Annotated in this window: 15 protein-coding genes; 6 read left to right on the forward strand and 9 right to left on the reverse strand. The window is 50.5% G+C overall.

Annotation, left to right across the window (positions count from 1 at the left end):
* Positions 1-163 precede the first annotated feature (163 nt).
* The 8 genes from ACEW8P_RS17230 to mnmE form a co-directional block, all read right to left on the reverse strand.
* Entirely contained in the window at positions 164-439 is a 276-nt protein-coding gene (locus ACEW8P_RS17230; protein ID WP_373514313.1) for a YidH family protein, read from the reverse strand.
* 66 nt (positions 440-505) lie between these two features.
* Entirely contained in the window at positions 506-1,789 is a 1,284-nt protein-coding gene (locus ACEW8P_RS17235) for a citrate synthase (protein WP_373514314.1), read from the reverse strand.
* Positions 1,790-2,029: 240 nt separating this feature from the next.
* A complete protein-coding gene (locus tag ACEW8P_RS17240) occupies positions 2,030-3,295 on the reverse strand; it encodes an amidohydrolase family protein (RefSeq protein WP_373514315.1) in 1,266 nt (421 codons plus the stop codon).
* Positions 3,292-3,714 carry a hypothetical protein gene (locus ACEW8P_RS17245; protein ID WP_373514316.1) on the reverse strand — a complete coding sequence of 141 codons (423 nt, stop codon included), beginning with the start codon at positions 3,712-3,714 and terminating at the stop codon, positions 3,292-3,294. Before ACEW8P_RS17245 ends, ACEW8P_RS17240 begins: the two co-directional genes overlap by 4 nt.
* A 10-nt stretch (positions 3,715-3,724) precedes the next feature.
* The gene (gene miaA, locus ACEW8P_RS17250; protein ID WP_373514317.1) at positions 3,725-4,633 is read right to left on the reverse strand and encodes a tRNA (adenosine(37)-N6)-dimethylallyltransferase MiaA; all 909 of its coding nucleotides are present in this window, start codon (positions 4,631-4,633) and stop codon (positions 3,725-3,727) included.
* Positions 4,630-5,526 (reverse strand): hypothetical protein, encoded by an 897-nt coding sequence (locus ACEW8P_RS17255; RefSeq protein WP_373514318.1) that lies wholly within the window; start codon positions 5,524-5,526, stop codon positions 4,630-4,632. Before ACEW8P_RS17255 ends, miaA begins: the two co-directional genes overlap by 4 nt.
* On the reverse strand, positions 5,523-6,350 hold the full coding sequence (locus tag ACEW8P_RS17260; RefSeq protein ID WP_373514319.1) for an SGNH/GDSL hydrolase family protein: 828 nt from the start codon (positions 6,348-6,350) through the stop codon (positions 5,523-5,525). Before ACEW8P_RS17260 ends, ACEW8P_RS17255 begins: the two co-directional genes overlap by 4 nt.
* 33 nt (positions 6,351-6,383) lie before the next feature.
* On the reverse strand, positions 6,384-7,754 hold the full coding sequence (gene mnmE, locus ACEW8P_RS17265; protein ID WP_373514320.1) for a tRNA uridine-5-carboxymethylaminomethyl(34) synthesis GTPase MnmE: 1,371 nt from the start codon (positions 7,752-7,754) through the stop codon (positions 6,384-6,386).
* A gap of 95 nt (positions 7,755-7,849) precedes the next feature.
* Between mnmE and ACEW8P_RS17270 the strand changes: the two genes are divergently transcribed.
* The gene (locus ACEW8P_RS17270) at positions 7,850-8,365 is read left to right on the forward strand and encodes a phosphoglycerate mutase family protein (RefSeq protein ID WP_373514321.1); all 516 of its coding nucleotides are present in this window, start codon (positions 7,850-7,852) and stop codon (positions 8,363-8,365) included.
* An 82-nt stretch (positions 8,366-8,447) separates the two neighbouring features.
* On the opposite strand, the gene ACEW8P_RS17275 is transcribed toward ACEW8P_RS17270, so the two are convergent.
* The gene (locus ACEW8P_RS17275; protein ID WP_373514322.1) at positions 8,448-9,491 is read right to left on the reverse strand and encodes an oxygenase MpaB family protein; all 1,044 of its coding nucleotides are present in this window, start codon (positions 9,489-9,491) and stop codon (positions 8,448-8,450) included.
* 175 nt (positions 9,492-9,666) lie between these two features.
* On the opposite strand from ACEW8P_RS17275, the gene ACEW8P_RS17280 reads away from it, so the two are divergent.
* The 5 genes from ACEW8P_RS17280 (at position 9,667) to bshB1 (ending at position 15,370) form a co-directional block, all read left to right on the forward strand.
* Positions 9,667-10,308, forward strand: coding sequence for a 7-carboxy-7-deazaguanine synthase QueE (locus tag ACEW8P_RS17280; protein ID WP_373514323.1), 642 nt, complete (start codon positions 9,667-9,669; stop codon positions 10,306-10,308).
* Positions 10,308-12,203 carry an OmpA family protein gene (locus tag ACEW8P_RS17285; protein WP_373514324.1) on the forward strand — a complete coding sequence of 632 codons (1,896 nt, stop codon included), beginning with the start codon at positions 10,308-10,310 and terminating at the stop codon, positions 12,201-12,203. The genes ACEW8P_RS17280 and ACEW8P_RS17285 overlap by 1 nt, the downstream gene beginning before the upstream one ends.
* Positions 12,204-12,424: 221 nt before the next feature.
* The gene (gene trxB, locus ACEW8P_RS17290) at positions 12,425-13,381 is read left to right on the forward strand and encodes a thioredoxin-disulfide reductase (protein WP_373514325.1); all 957 of its coding nucleotides are present in this window, start codon (positions 12,425-12,427) and stop codon (positions 13,379-13,381) included.
* A gap of 151 nt (positions 13,382-13,532) precedes the next feature.
* Entirely contained in the window at positions 13,533-14,615 is a 1,083-nt protein-coding gene (locus ACEW8P_RS17295) for a peptidoglycan DD-metalloendopeptidase family protein (RefSeq protein ID WP_373514326.1), read from the forward strand.
* 20 nt (positions 14,616-14,635) lie between these two features.
* Positions 14,636-15,370: a bacillithiol biosynthesis deacetylase BshB1 gene (bshB1, locus tag ACEW8P_RS17300; protein WP_373514327.1), complete on the forward strand. Its 735-nt coding sequence runs from the start codon at positions 14,636-14,638 to the stop codon at positions 15,368-15,370.
* Positions 15,371-15,394: the final 24 nt, after the last annotated feature.

Below are 15,394 nucleotides of genomic sequence, written 5' to 3' on the forward strand. Positions count from 1 at the left end.
ATAAAATCCGTGCCTCCCAGCTCCTCGGCGTAAAGCTTTATGCTTTTCCCGTTGTTAAAATCAGTACGGGTCACGCCGTATTTTTTACTTTGAAACCGTACCTCGGAATACCCGATGGGAATTTCCAATATATGTTCTAGCAATTTAGTCATTTCGATTCAGCCTATTCCTCTATGGCCTGATGCCTTCTCTCAATCCGCCGCTTTACTGAAAATAACCGCCAAATACCTATCAGAAAGACCAGCGGTGCCAGCACCATTAAAATGTAGCCTAGCCAACGAACATCCCGAAAGGCATCGAGCCTAAGAATGGTTACACCTCCCGCCAGCAGAGCCAGCGCGGTGCGGAAGTAAGCCAGGAAAGTACGTTCGTTGGCCAAATGCGTACGTTCGATGGCCAGCCAATCGGAAAGCGAGAGCTTCAATTTTGTTTCCTCCATAGTTTTTGAATAAAAAAACACCGCCGCGAAATATCGGGCGGTGTCTGAAATAAATTCGATTTTAAATCAACGCTTATCCATCGCCACAAAATCGCGTTCTGTGGCACCCGTGTAAATCTGACGCGGGCGACCGATTGGCTCTTGGTTCTCACGCATTTCTTTCCATTGCGCGATCCAGCCGGGTAGCCGGCCGATGGCAAACATGACCGTGAACATATTGGTTGGGATGCCCAGAGCGCGGTAGATGATGCCGGAATAGAAGTCCACATTGGGATAAAGCTTGCGCGACACGAAGTACTCATCTTCCAGGGCAGCTTTTTCAAGCGTCTTGGCGATGTCCAACACAGGATCGTTGACGCCTAGTTTTTCCAGAACCTCATCAGCGGCTTTCTTGATGATGCGTGCGCGCGGGTCGAAGTTTTTGTACACTCTGTGGCCAAATCCGAACAGGCGGAAGTCGTCGTTTTTGTCTTTTGCCTTATCAATGTATTTCTGAGAATCGCCGCCGTCCTCCTTAATAGCTTCCAGCATTTCGATCACTTCCTGATTCGCTCCGCCGTGCAATGGCCCCCAAAGTGCGCCGATACCCGCCGAGATGGAGGTGTAAATATTGGCTTGCGAAGAACCCACCAATCTAACCGTGGAAGTGGAGCAATTTTGCTCGTGATCGGCATGGAGAATTAGCAGCTTATTTAACGCTTTAGCCACTACGGGGTCGACCTCGTACTTCTCGACGGGCAGCGAGAACATCATGTTCAGGAAGTTCGAGCAGTAGTCGAGATTGTTGTCAGGATAATTGACCGGATGACCCTGCGATTTTTTGTAGGACCAGGTAACGATCGTCGGCAACTTGGCCATCAGCCGGATGATGTGCATCTCTGTGTCGGCGGGGACATTCGAGTCGTAGGAGTCTGGGTAAAAAGCACTCATGGCGCTCACCAGGGATGAAAGGGTACCCATCGGGTGCGCGTTGACCGGGAAGCCCTCGAAAATTTTACGCATGTCCTCATTAACGAGTGTGTGCGTCCTTACTTCGTGTTCAAACTTATCATACTGCTCAGCGGTAGGGAGATCTCCATAAATGAGCAGATAGGCTACTTCCAGAAAAGAAGCTTTCTCGGCTAGATCCTCAATGGAATAGCCGCGATAACGCAGAATGCCCTCTTCGCCGTCCAAAAAAGTAATGGCGCTGGTGGTGGAACCAGTGTTTTTGAAACCGGGGTCGATGGTAATGTAGCCGGATTTTCCCCGGAGTTTGCTGATGTCGATGGCTTTTTCCTGCTCGGTGCCTTCGACAACTGGAAATTCGTATTCTTGACCCTCAATGGTCATTTGGGCGGTTTGTGACATATAGTTTGTCGAAATGTTTAGGGATTTTTAATGTTTGAAAGCCAAGCCAGCGAACCCATTTTAGGTTCCTCCGTTGGCTTCTCTGGTGAATAAAGGGGTTTACAATCGTTTTATACGCATTTGCCAGAAGTAAGGACAAACGCTGAAGGCTTGCAATATCCTAAAAATTATCTGGAATTTCTATCCTGATTCCTCTATTGCGGCATCCGAAAGGCAATTTCAGGATCAGAAACTTCTCAACTATTCGGGCTTCTTGTAAATTTTACCATCTTTCATAACCAACTGAACTTTCTCGATGTCCGTGATAGCGGTAGCCGGATCACCAGTCACGGCCACCAAATCAGCCAAAAGCCCTTTTTGAATAGAACCGATGCGGTTTTCCTGGTGAAAAATCCGAGCGTTTCCTGAGGTTGCGGCTTTTAATACGTCCAGCGGTTTCATTCCGTAGTCCACCATCAGTACCATTTCGCGGGCATTGGTGCCGTGGGAATAAACTCCCACGTCGCCACCCATGACCATTGTCACGCCCGCATCGAGGGCCTGCTTGAAATTCCGCCTTTTCTCCGCGAGTCTTTCAGGTTCGGGGTCTTGCCCTTTCCGCCAGCCGCGGTATTGGCTGATCGCGTCGCCCGCCGCCAAGGTAGGGCAGAGGGCAACTTTTTTGTCTTTCATCAACTTCCAGACTTCGGGTGTGCCTCCATCACCGTGTTCGATGGTCTCGACGCCTCCCATAATGGCGCGACGCATTCCCTCGGCGGTGGAGGCGTGAGCCACAACCGGCCGGCCGCTGCTGCGGGCCGTTTCCACGATCAGCCTGATTTCGTCCTCACTGAAAGTGGGACGCGCCTCACCATTTGGCCCCCAACGGTAGTCGGCGTAGATTTTTATTACGTCAGCGCCCTTGCCGATTTGACGGCGGACAGCCTTGATGAGATCGTCGTGGCCGTCGGCTTCTTCCGCGCCCTGCGGCACTACGAAATCGGGACTGAACCCACTCGGCCCGTAACTACCTGAGGCAATTAGTGCTCGGGTAGCCACGATCATTCGCGGACCGGGGATGATTCCCTCGTCGATGGCTTTTTTTAGTCCGACGTCGTCGTACTCGGCTCCTTCAGTACCCAGGTCTCTGACCGTAGTGAAGCCAGCCAACAATGTTTGCTCAGCACTTTTGACCGCCCGCGCTGTACGATAAGCGCGTGGCTCTTTCAGTACTTGGTCGTTCCAGGAAGTTTCATTATAGGGATGCAGGAAAAGGTGAGAGTGGCCTTCAATCAAACCGGGCAGCAGGGTGGTGCCTTGGAGGTCGATTACCTGCGCTTGGTGCGATTCGGCGGGGAAGTCCTCCGCTTTTCCGGCGGCCATTATTTTGTTGCCCTGCGTCCAAACGGCCCAGTTTTCGTGCATGGACTGACCATCGAAAACGCGGTCTGGCTTCAAGAGGTAGCTCGTTTGTGCGTGGCAACCGAAAGAGATAAGAAGAAAAGTACCTCTGAAAAATTTCCTCATAGTCCGGTTTGGTTGCGAGCTTGGTAAATCGCCGAGATGAGGTAGCGGCCGAATATCCCGATCATCAGAATGGGCAATAAATGTGCCCCGTAAATGAAGGCCTTGCCCGTCATACTGTAAGTCAGGGAAGAAAAGCTAACGTAAACGTATGAAAACAAGGCCATGCCCAGCACCATGCACATTAGGTACCAGGCGATGGCTGCCTGAGGTCGCTTGCTGCGGCGGATTACTTCACTAATAAAAAGGCATACGCCCAACACGAGAAAAACCGTAGCCAGGGCGCGGGGAAAAGTTTTCAAATAATCATGTCGGTAAATGAGGATACCGATGCGACCGATGAGGTTGGGGTGGGAGAGGAGGTAGGCGTCGGTGATGCCCAGAATTACCAACAGGAGGGTAGTGGTGAGATTTTTACTCATTCTTTGAAAATTACTCGTTCAGGTTAGATACGATAGTTTCTACCCACTCATCGGGTGTTTGGTCGTTGCGTAACCAACGAATATCGATGCCTTCCTTTTCCATTTTTCGGAAAAAAGTCATTTGCCGTTTGGAAAAACGGTGGATTTCGGTTTCGAGCCGCTGCTTCATTTCCAGCAAAATCATTTCTCCGTTTAGGTACTGGGTAATTAATTTGTACTCCAAACCGTAATAAATTAGCGTTTGGGCTGGAATTCCTTGTTGCAATAGCCCCTTTACTTCATCAATTAAGCCGTTATCGAAGCGCTCTTTAAGCCGTTGACTGATGTGTTCGCGTCGGAGTTTGGTCGAAGGGTCAATGCCGTAAACCTTGAAGTCAGGTAGTTCGGTTTCAGGGATGGGATAGTCGGGATTTGCGGTTAGAAAATTGTTGATTTCGATAGCCCGGATGGTTCGCTTCTTGGTGGAGGTGTCGGCTAATGGCGAATAGGCAGTTTTTTTCTTCCCGAACTCTTTCAAAAGTACCTCGTGAGGATACGCTTCTAGCATCTCTCTGAGCGAAGGATTGGTGGGGATGCCCGTAAAGCCATGACCCTGCAATAGTGCATTGAGGTACAATCCACTACCGCCGCAGAGGATAGCTGTATTCCCTCGCGATTCGATTTCGGAGAGTACCCGTTGCGCGTCCAGTTGGAACTGGTGGACGTTGTACTTTTCACCCGCATCCACGATGTCGATGAGGTGATACGGGACGGGGTTGCCATTTACAACGTACTCATTTAAATCTTTGCCAGAGCCGATATTCATGCCGCGATAGACCTGGCGAGAATCTGCGCTAATAATTTCGCCGCCGATGCGGTGAGCCAGCTGAGCAGCCAAATGGGTTTTGCCGGAGGCGGTGGGGCCGAGGATTACGATCAATTTGAATGGCTTTGCGGGAGAAAATTTTTCACAAACTTACGACTTCCGGCGTTTTTTATTTTCACAATACCGTGATTGGTTGCTGAATCCTCCGTGATTTCGTCAGGCAGTCTATGCGGATAGCACCGCTGCATCGTCGCCGGATCTACCCAAAATTCCTGTGGCGGAGTGTCTCCATGGGTCTCAAACCCGAGCTTTTGGTAGCTCACACCGCTCGACCATTCCAGGTCTGCGTAGGTCATGATGTCGTCGGGTTGATGTTCTTTCACAAAATGACTCAGTAGTTTGTCAAGGCCGCCCACGACGGTGGTACTTAATAAATTGGCAAACCTTACTAATTCGTAGGAGCGGTGAGGGCCCTCTGCGCGATCAAAAATTCGTGGACGGGCGAAGGTTGCTATGGCCACCAGCAATTCGTCATTGGCGGGCGGCTGGGCAAGTACCCGGAAATGCTTTTCAGGGAGAAACAAACCGTACTTGTACTTCGTAATCGTGGCGTCCTGTAAATGATTTTCCTTCAAAAAATTTGAGGTCGTCGGGCGGTCTAATCGGCGTACCTGCGTGAGTCGAGCCGGAATGCGCTCTGAAATTCCGAGTAGTGCTTTCAGGCGGGATTGGACGATTTGGCGCTTCGTGTACCATTGATCTTCCCAAAGAGTTACGTGTCTCGCCGTCTTGGAGGTGATACTACCCTTGGAATCTTCCTGCGAGAACTCAATAAGAGGTCGAAGTAAAAGTGCCAGCGATCGACCGTTTTTGCCTTCAACGTTTAACCAAAATTCTTCGGAATAATTACCAGTACTAAGTTGAAAAGCAGCGGGCAGCTTGGACAACCATTCCTGCACTTCCTTAAAAAAATTCTGGCTATTTTCTGGAAAAATGACTGAACTCATCGGAAGCCTTTCCACTTTTTGATCAGCATTTCGGCAATGATCTCATTCCCTTTATCCGAGGGGTGCAGGCCATCGTAGGTCATGGCGATTGCCTCGGGGGGATACGGGTACTCATCTTTTTCGGGGTCGAAAGGAATTTCGGTGTATTCAGGGTAGGGGTAGTTCTGATATTCGCCCAATTGTGGATTTCGTAATCTTTTGAAACGCACCGCGTTGGCCGAGGTCATGCCACTATCGTGGTACAAGTCCACGACGGGGAATTTCTCCAATCGGCCGATCGCCACCACGGCGTTCGCAAACTCTTCCAGCGCTTGGCCGTTTTTGGGTTTGTACGAGCCGTAGGCGTTGTTCTTATAATTGGTCAAATAGACAAAATCGCCCCGTTGCATTGGGGTAATCAAAATGATCTTAGCTTTTCGATTGAGCCGCCTTAGCTTATCGGTGATAATTTTGAAGGAACCATAAACCGTACCCGTTCCAGTATTTTGCTCATAATCAGAAATTTTTCCCACTACTTTTCCCTGCCACCAGTCGTTAGTACCCAAAAAAACAGTGTACACCTCGGCCTTAGTTAGCCCGAGCGAATCAATATTCTGAGCGACCTTCACCGATGTCCAGCCGTTATAGCCTTTATTGATATAGTTGATTCTCGGGTTATTCTCTGTGATGCGCGTCAGGTATCCTTTTGTAAGGCGGTTTCCAGTTTGGTTCAAATGGTCATTGAGGTAGGTGATTGAATCGCCCAGAGCCAGCAAAGTGATTTTACGCGGGGCATTTCCCAAACTGATTGCAAACAGTAATACAAATGCAAGGATTTTTTTCATGGATAGATTATTTACCATTTCAATTTGAAGGCTTTATTTGCCAATACAAAATTTGGAAAAAATATTCGCCAGCAGATCGTCGGAGACGATGGTTCCCGTGATTTCTCCCAAATGATAAAGAGCCAGCCGGATGTCTTGCGCCAAGAAGTCGCCCGTGACGCCGGAATCCAAGCCTTCCAGCACTTCGTCGAGGGCCTGAGAGGTTTTGAGGAGGTGTTCGTAGTGGCGCTGGTTGGTGACGACGGTGTCTTGAGGGGAATTTGTCTGAACTTGGGTGATAAGAGTGGATTTTAAAGAATTTAGGCCGAATTGGGTATTGGCGGAGATAGACAGCGATTTGTTAGTTGAGTCGGAGGCCTCCGTCATTAAATCCGCCTTATTCCTAACCCAAACTACCTTCTTTCCCTCCGGCAGCGCCGCCGCCAAAACCTCCACGTCTTTCTTAGTCTCCTCACTATCGAACAGCATCAGCACCACGTCGGCCTGCTCCATCGCCCGTCGCGAGCGCTCGATGCCCAGCGACTCCACAACATCCCGCGTCTCGCGGATACCTGCCGTGTCGATGAAACGGAATTTCACACCTTCCAACACGATCGTGTCCTCGATCACATCACGGGTTGTGCCGGCGATTTCGGTGACGATAGCCTTTTCTTCGTTAAGCAAAGCGTTGAGCAGGGTAGATTTGCCCACATTGGGCGAGCCAATGATGGCCACCGGAATGCCGTCTTTTAAGGCGTTGCCGTAGTCAAACGACTCGATGAGGGGATGAATCGTTTCAAGCAGGTTTTGGATAAGTTGTCGTAGGTCGTCACGCTGAGCGAATTCTACATCTTCCTCGCCAAAATCCAGTTCTAGTTCAACGAGCGAGGCAAAGTGAATCAGTTCTTCGCGCAGGGTTTGCAGTTTTTTGGAAAAACCTCCACGCAGTTGCGTGAGGGCGGTGCGGTGACTGGCGGCAGAGTCAGCCGCGATAAGGTCAGCCACGGCTTCGGCCTGCACCAGGTCGAACTGACCATTCAGGAAGGCGCGTTGTGTGAACTCGCCCGGACGGGCGATGCGTGCGCCGCTCTGCACGAGGAGTTTCAGGATTTGGCGAACGATGTAGTCGGAGCCGTGGCAGGAGATCTCGACAGAGTCTTCTTTGGTAAAAGAGCTCGGCGAGCGAAAAACGGTCACAAGTACTTCATCGATGACCGTATTCTTCTGACGAATTGTCCCGAAATGTACCGTGTGGCTTGCAGCTTCGCTGAGATCAGTGCCTTTGAAATGTTTAGCAACCATCTCGATCGAGCCCTTACCCGAAACGCGTACGACCGCAATGGCACCTACCCCGGAAGCGGTAGCCAAAGCGCAAATGGGTTCGTACTGGTCGATGGTATTGCCGATGAGGGCAGGTGAGGACATTTATCTTTGCCTATATTTGGAGATTCTTGAAAGGTAGAAAAAACGGAAGAGTATTTTTACCATTCTACTTATTTCGCAAAGATAACGCTACATAAATGAAGCTAAGGATTTTACTGGGAATTGGACTCTTAGCCGGACAACTTGCGGGCTGTTCCAACCATACGCTGTACCTCGTTCGCCACGCCGAAAAAGCTTCGCAACCCGCCAGCGATCCGCCGCTGACGGCAGAGGGAGAGGTGAGGGCACAGGTTTTGGCGGATACACTTTTGGAAAAAAATATCAAACACATCTACTCGACCAACACGACCCGCACCCGAGCAACTGCCGTGCCATTAGCTGAAAAACTGGGACTAACTATCGCACCTTACGGTACAGATACCCTCTGGGAAGTCGCGAAGCACCTACGAAAACTACATGGTGGAAATGCCTTAATCGTTGGCCACAGCAATACGTTGCTTCCGCTTCTCGATCAACTACCCGTTACACATCGAAAAAAGACGATTCCCGATAGTGACTACGATAATTTGTTTGTGGTGACGGTTAGAAAGCGATTTTTGAGGCCGCCTTTGATTCGCCTGCAAGAAGGTACTTTTGGGGAAATAGCGGAGTAAGCCTGTGGTACGGGCTTCCAGCCCGTCTATTTGAGGAAACACAAAAAAAACTCATTACGGGCTGGAAGCCCGTACCACACAACTACCGCCAGTATTTTTCAAGAACAGGCGAAGCAGGTTTTTGCAGAGACATAAGTTTGGGGAAAATGGGCGTCTGCAAAGCCAACTTTACAAAGCCCTCCTCCCAGGCTACCTCGGGTACATCCAAAATATCGGCAATTTTCTTCCCTAGAAAAAACCGCATTTGTGCCGCCGGAAGGTTTTGCAAAGTGGGTGACGTGATCTGTTGCTCAATCGCTTTGAGCAAGGATTTAGTCAGGCCTTGCCCCGCCTCGGAGGAAGTGAATTGTCGTTCGGCGACACCTTTATCCAGGCGGTAGGCTTCCAGCATATTCTGGGGTAACAATTCAGGAACTACGCCTAACAGTTCTCCCACGACGTTCCAGAAATACAGAAAAGCTTCTTCCTCTTGCTTGGAAACTGTAATATTCAGTTTTCGGAGCCCTTTGATAATAATGAAAGAAAAGGAAAGATTGGTCCCTGTCATATCTTCCTGACAAACCGGGTGACCCCAAGCTACGTCCCATTTGCCGCTGTTTAATGTAAACCAGCGAACCGCAGCGTGGAGCAGGCGAATCTTGGCGATGCGCTGAAAATTAACGCCGTTCTGCCAGTCGCGCTCCTGCATGATGCCAAACACGAAGGCCCCCGTTTCTTCCAACCGCTGAAAGGTATTGTTCTTTATCCGTTCCGAAATCCACAGCACCTTGGCCCCGTTGGCCCCGGCGTAGCAGTAGGGGAGGGCGTAGGTTCCCAGCAGAAGAGACACCAATTGGTAATGCTTCCAGAAAAAGTCGATTCCTTCCTTAAATTGCTCTTTGTCAGTATGAACGGGAAAGGTAGCTTGGCTATTGATGAATTCCCGGACTACATCAGGCTGAGCTTCCAGATCAAAATCTTCGTAGTCGGTCAGGAAGCGCATGAGTGGCCCGACGGTCGCGTGGCCACCCTGCGACGCTACTTCGTCAACTACCACATCGGCTAAAGGGTCGCCTAAGTAGCGGTAAGGTTCCAGAAAGTCAGCGGGGAAGGATCGTCCGGTAATCGTATCTTTGCGCAATGTCAATTTTGAATGATTGAATGAGAGAATGAATTACTTGAGTCTCTAATCTAGCAGTAGAGCCATATCTAAACCTAATTGTAGAACTTCTAGAAGAGTAGATTAGTTTTTTAAAATGCCATAGGCATGACCGATCTAGAAAAACTGATTGAAGTCAATAAGATTTAGGCGATAAATAGAAATGACCACAACATCAGCAGCCCAAGAAGCATCTCTTACCAAAACTACCCCGCTTCCGATCATGGAAGCCTTCTACACTTTACAGGGAGAAGGCGCGCACTCGGGCAAGGCAGCCTACTTCATTCGCTTGGGAGGCTGTGATGTCGGCTGCGTTTGGTGCGACGTAAAAGAATCCTGGGACGCCGATCATCATCCTAAAACAGCAATTTCAACTATTGTGAAAAACGCTCTGGTCTATCCCGGTCGCCTGGCGGTAGTTACGGGTGGTGAGCCTTTGATGTATAAAATGAATGAACTGACGCTTGCTTTACAAGAAGCGGGCTTTCAAACCAACATCGAAACTTCCGGTGCCTACCCGCTCACGGGCCATTGGAATTGGGTCTGTTTCTCGCCCAAGAAATTTAAAGCTCCGCACCCATCCATTTATCCAGCGGCGGATGAGTTGAAGGTTATCGTATTTAACAAAAGCGACTTTGCCTTTGCCGAAGCCCACGCCGCACAGGTTGCGCCACATTGCAAACTACTTCTGCAACCCGAGTGGAGTCGCCATGAGACGATGCTGCCGCTGATTATCGACTACATCAAAGACAATCCGCGCTGGCAAATATCGTTACAAACGCATAAGTTCATGAACATTCCCTGATGAGCCGTTTCGGTGCTTTTGTCTTAATCTTTCTGATTTCTTTAGCGGCGGAGGCGCAGGAAAAAAATCTCCCTCGCCGCGAGCGCCAACTCTACGCCGACGCGCAGGCTGCGTGGAAAGAACGTAAGCTCGATGTTGCCCAGACCCTTTACGAGCAACTGCTTCAAAAACAACCGGACATTGCGGAAGCGCACCTTCATCTGGGGCAGATCTACGGATTCCAGCGGCAGCCGGAGCGCACCCGATTTCATTATCAACGAGCAGTAGAATTAGACCCCGAACTACCTGAGTCAGCGGCGGCGTTTCAGTGGTTGGGGCGCGACACATTCCAGCGTGAGTGCTACGACTCGGCGCAGGTTTATTTGAGTAAAGCCCTGGCTCACTATCCTGAAAGGTCAAATTTAGCGCTCGTTACCAGGAAGTGGTTGGCCTCGGCCCGCTTCGCCGAGAAAGCGATGCAGCACCCCCTTAAAATCAACAAAAAATCTTTGGGCGATACGGTTAATTTTTTGCAGGCGCAGTTCTTCCCTGTGCTCACAGCTGATAACGAAACGCTGATTTTTACCGGACTCACGCCCGAACGCGATGAGAATATGTACATCACCCACCGCACCAAAAGCGGCTGGGACGTACCGGAGGAAATCTCCAAAAACATCAACTCACCTAATAATGAGGGTACTTGTACCATCTCGGCCGATGGCCGCATGTTGGTTTTCACAGCCTGCAACCGACCCGACACCTACGGCGGCTGCGATTTGTTCTTTACTAGAAAAGAAGGAGAAGAATGGCTAGCGCCTAAGAATATAGGCGACGTTATCAACAGTAATGACTGGGAATCCCAGCCCTCGCTATCCGCTGACGGAAGTGTGCTGTATTTTACAAGCGACCGCCCCGGCGGTATTGGTAAGTCAGATATCTGGCAAAGTACCCTCGACAGCACGGGGCAGTGGCAGGCGCCCCGTAATTTAGGCAGTACAGTCAACACACCCGATGAGGAAAGCGCTCCCTTCATCCACGCCAATGGACACACGCTCTTCTACGCCTCCAACGGCATGCCGGGCATGGGCGGCTTCGATTTGTTTATCTCGCAGCGTGCCGACACACTCTGGAATCAGCCGATCAACCTAGGCTACCCCATCAACACTTTCGCCGACCAGGTGGGCATGTACATTTCCTCAGATGGCAAAACAGCCTACTACACCGATGACCGAGCCGAGCCAAAGGGGCGCCGGGCGATGCTCTACGAGTTCCAGATTCCCGACACGTTGCAAAAGATGTTTGTCCCGACCAACTACATAAAGGGTAAGGTTTTCGACCAACGCACCAATGCACCGCTCGAAGCCTCGTTGGAACTTTACGACCTATCCAGCCAAAAGCGCGTCGCGACATTTGCCTCCCAATCCGGCACGGGAGAGTACCTGGCGGTGCTAAACCAGAACAGCGAATATGCCCTGTACGTAGTCAGGGAAGGCTATTTGTTCAAAAGCCTGACTTTCGTTCCCAGCGACTCTATGCCCGCACTGCGGTTGGATATTCCACTGGAAAAAGCCGAGAAAGATCGGGTGGAAGTATTGAACAACATCTTTTTTGCCACGGGTGACTACGCTCTGGATAATAAATCAAAACTCGAACTGCGAAAGCTGGTTTCTTTCCTGGAAAATAACCCTAACTTGTCTATCGAAGTTGCGGGCCACACCGACGACGTGGGTGGTGACAAGGTCAACCTCGAGCTATCGAAGCAGCGGGCGCAAAGCGTGGCGAAGTACCTGGCCGAAGCGGGCATTGTGAAAAATCGATTCAGTGCCGTAGGATACGGCGAAACCAAGCCCAAAGTACCAAATACTACCGAAGAGAATCGCCGCCAGAACCGCCGAATCGAGTGGCGAATCAAGTGATCCGACTTTGTCTTTTTACGAGATAATTTGCACTTTTGTGGCCTAGCATTTGTTCGTTAAAGCATCACAGAATTCACTTTATCAGCAATTTTTTTGAAAAAATGGATTCTTAAAAAAGCAACAATACTAATTTTTTGTAAAATATTGGTTTGAAGATTGATTGAGCAAAATATGTGATTTCAATGCTCTTTCTTGACGCTCCACTTTCAACTAGAAAAAGAATGTCTCCTGAAAAAATTGATTGCCTGATTATCGGATCAGGTCCCGCCGGCTATACGGCAGCTATCTATGCCTCCCGCGCTGGGTTGAAGCCCGTGCTCTACACAGGTCCCCAGCCGGGTGGTCAGCTCACTATCACGACTGACGTCGAGAACTACCCCGGCTATCCTGATGGCATCACAGGGCCGGAAATGATGATGGATTTTGAAAAGCAAGCCAAGCGTTTCGGCACCGATGTCCGCTACGGCATGGCTACTGCCGTCGATTTTTCCGGCGGTCAGCATAAAGTAACGATCGACGAAAAGTTTGAAATAGAAGCCGAAACCGTAATTATTTCCACGGGTGCCTCCGCCAAATGGCTGGGATTGCCCGGCGAAGAGCGACTGAATGGCAGGGGTGTTTCGGCCTGCGCGGTTTGTGACGGCTTTTTCTTCCGGGGCCAGGATGTAGTTGTAGTTGGGGCGGGCGACACTGCCGCCGAAGAAGCTAGTTACCTTGCCAAGTTGTGCCGCAAGGTGACCGTCCTGGTGCGTCGCGACGAGATGCGGGCGTCCAATATTATGCAAAAGCGGTTGATGTCGCTGACTAACGTCGAGATTCTATGGAATACCGAAACCGTCGAATTGCTGGGTAAGGAGGATCTGGAAGGCGTGAAAATCGTGAACAACCAGACTGGGAAAGAGAGTGTACTCGACGTTTCCGGATTCTTCGTGGCCATTGGTCACAAGCCTAATACAGACATTTTCAAAGGCCAGCTCGACATGGACGCGGCGGGTTATATCCAGACCGTGAAAGGCAGTACTTACACTAACATAGAGGGCGTCTTCGCCTGCGGCGATGCACAAGACGTCATATATCGCCAGGCAGTTACGGCGGCGGGAACGGGCTGCATGGCAGCCCTCGATGCCGAGCGTTATCTGGCCGAGCACGAAATGATGGCCCAACCACAAATGGCCTAAAAAGAATGCAGCGGGTTGATTCTCGCTGCATTTTTAGTTTTAAAAATCAACAGTATAGTTGAGCGTGTCGGTACTTTGATCCGATGCGCTGACTAGCTTATTTATCGACCTTATTTCAGCTATCGGTGATACCCGATACTGATCGTTCTATATGAAATTAAAAATATTCATTTGCCTGCTATGGGCAATGGGAGGTCTGTTGTTGAACGCTCAGGCCCAGGAGCGCGGAAAATTCCGCAAAAATCCTAAGATCAACCAAAGCACTAACACTACCACTAACCCCAATTTTCAATCGACCGAACCGCAAAGGGAGCCGGAAGCCGATTTTAAGGTAGAAACCTCCAACCTCCAATTCCAGAGCCAGTTTGAGCCCGTAAAACCACTGAATCCCGTTGTCAGTGAGGATACAACTACAATTGACGAGGGCGAACCTGAGGTACTTATTGAAGTGGACTCGATGCAGATCGGTGACGAGTGGGTCAAGATTGCTGAGTACTACGTGATCTGGGACGAGCGCACCATCGACCCGTACAGCATGAATCCGCTGGAGTTCGACGAAACCATCGACCTCAAACTTTTTGACCCGGCCGAAAACCGCTTTTGGAACACGCCCGTAGAGGTACCACGTATCACTTCCAATTTCGGCTTCCGCTGGGGCCGCTGGCATGCCGGTACCGACATTGATCTCGAAACAGGGGATCCTGTGTACAGTACTTTCGACGGCATCGTCCGCATTGTGGGTTGGGACGGCAATGGTTACGGACGTTACGTGATGGTACGGCACTACAATGGTCTGGAAACGCTTTACGGTCACATGTCTAAGCAATTGGTCGAATCCGGCCAAATTGTCAAGGCCGGGGATATTCTCGGGTTGGGCGGCAGCACCGGGCGGAGTTCCGGCTCGCATCTGCACTACGAAAACCGCTATGAAGGCAACCCTTTCGATTCCAATAACATTTTCGACTGGCCTAAGCAGCAAGTACGTTCCGACCACTTTACGCTCACCGCCAGCGTGTATGATTACCTGCGCGGTGGACGCACCACGACCAAAAGCGAATACGAGAGCGGCGAAAAACCCGCTTACGTTCGCACGATGCTGCACCGCGTCCGCTCCGGCGAAACACTTTCCTCTATCGCGGGCCGTTACGGCCTGAGCGTTGCCAATCTTGCCAAACTCAACCGGATTTCTACCCGCTCCACCTTACGAGTCGGTCAGAAATTGCGAGTGAAGTGATTGGCCATCCCCTCAGAAAAATGAAATTAGACATACTGGCCATCGCCGCCCACCCCGACGACGTCGAACTCGGCTGCGCCGGAACCCTCCTTGCGCAAATGGCCCTCGGCAAAAAAGTCGGCATCCTGGATTTGACACAAGGAGAACTAGGCACGCGTGGTACCCCCGAAGGCCGCCTCCGGGAAGCCGACAACGCCGCCCGAATTTTGGGTATCGAGGTTCGTGATAACGCTGGATTAGCCGATGGTTTTTTCAAAAACGACGAAGCCCACCAACGCGCTATCATTCCTTACATCCGCAAGTACCAGCCCGACATTGTCCTGGCCAACGCCATTGACGACCGTCACCCCGACCACGGGCGAGGGGGGCAACTTATTCTCGAAAGTTGTTTCTACTCCGGGCTGCGGATGGTCGAAACGCAGGACGAAGTCGGAAACACGCAAGAGGCTTGGCGCCCCAAAAACGTTTTTCACATGATTCAGGATCGGTACATCAAACCCGATTTTGTGGTAGATATTACGCCCTTTTTTGAAAAGAAAATAGCTGCAATGCTGGCCTTCGAGTCTCAGTTTTTTGTCCCCACAGAAAACCGGATGGATGATTCGGAACCTCAGAGCTATATCTCCAGCCCCGAGTTTCTGGACTTTATTCGGGCCAGGGCCGAAGAAATGGGGCACGCCATTGGCGTAAAATACGGTGAAGGCTTCACGTCAAAACGCCAATTGGGGGTAGGGGACTTATCCGTTTTCTGCTAAGGAGAAAGGCGGCTGATTGTCCAC

It is taken from the genome of Persicitalea sp. (assembly GCF_041751555.1).
Classification (GTDB): Bacteria; Bacteroidota; Bacteroidia; order Cytophagales; family Spirosomataceae; genus Persicitalea.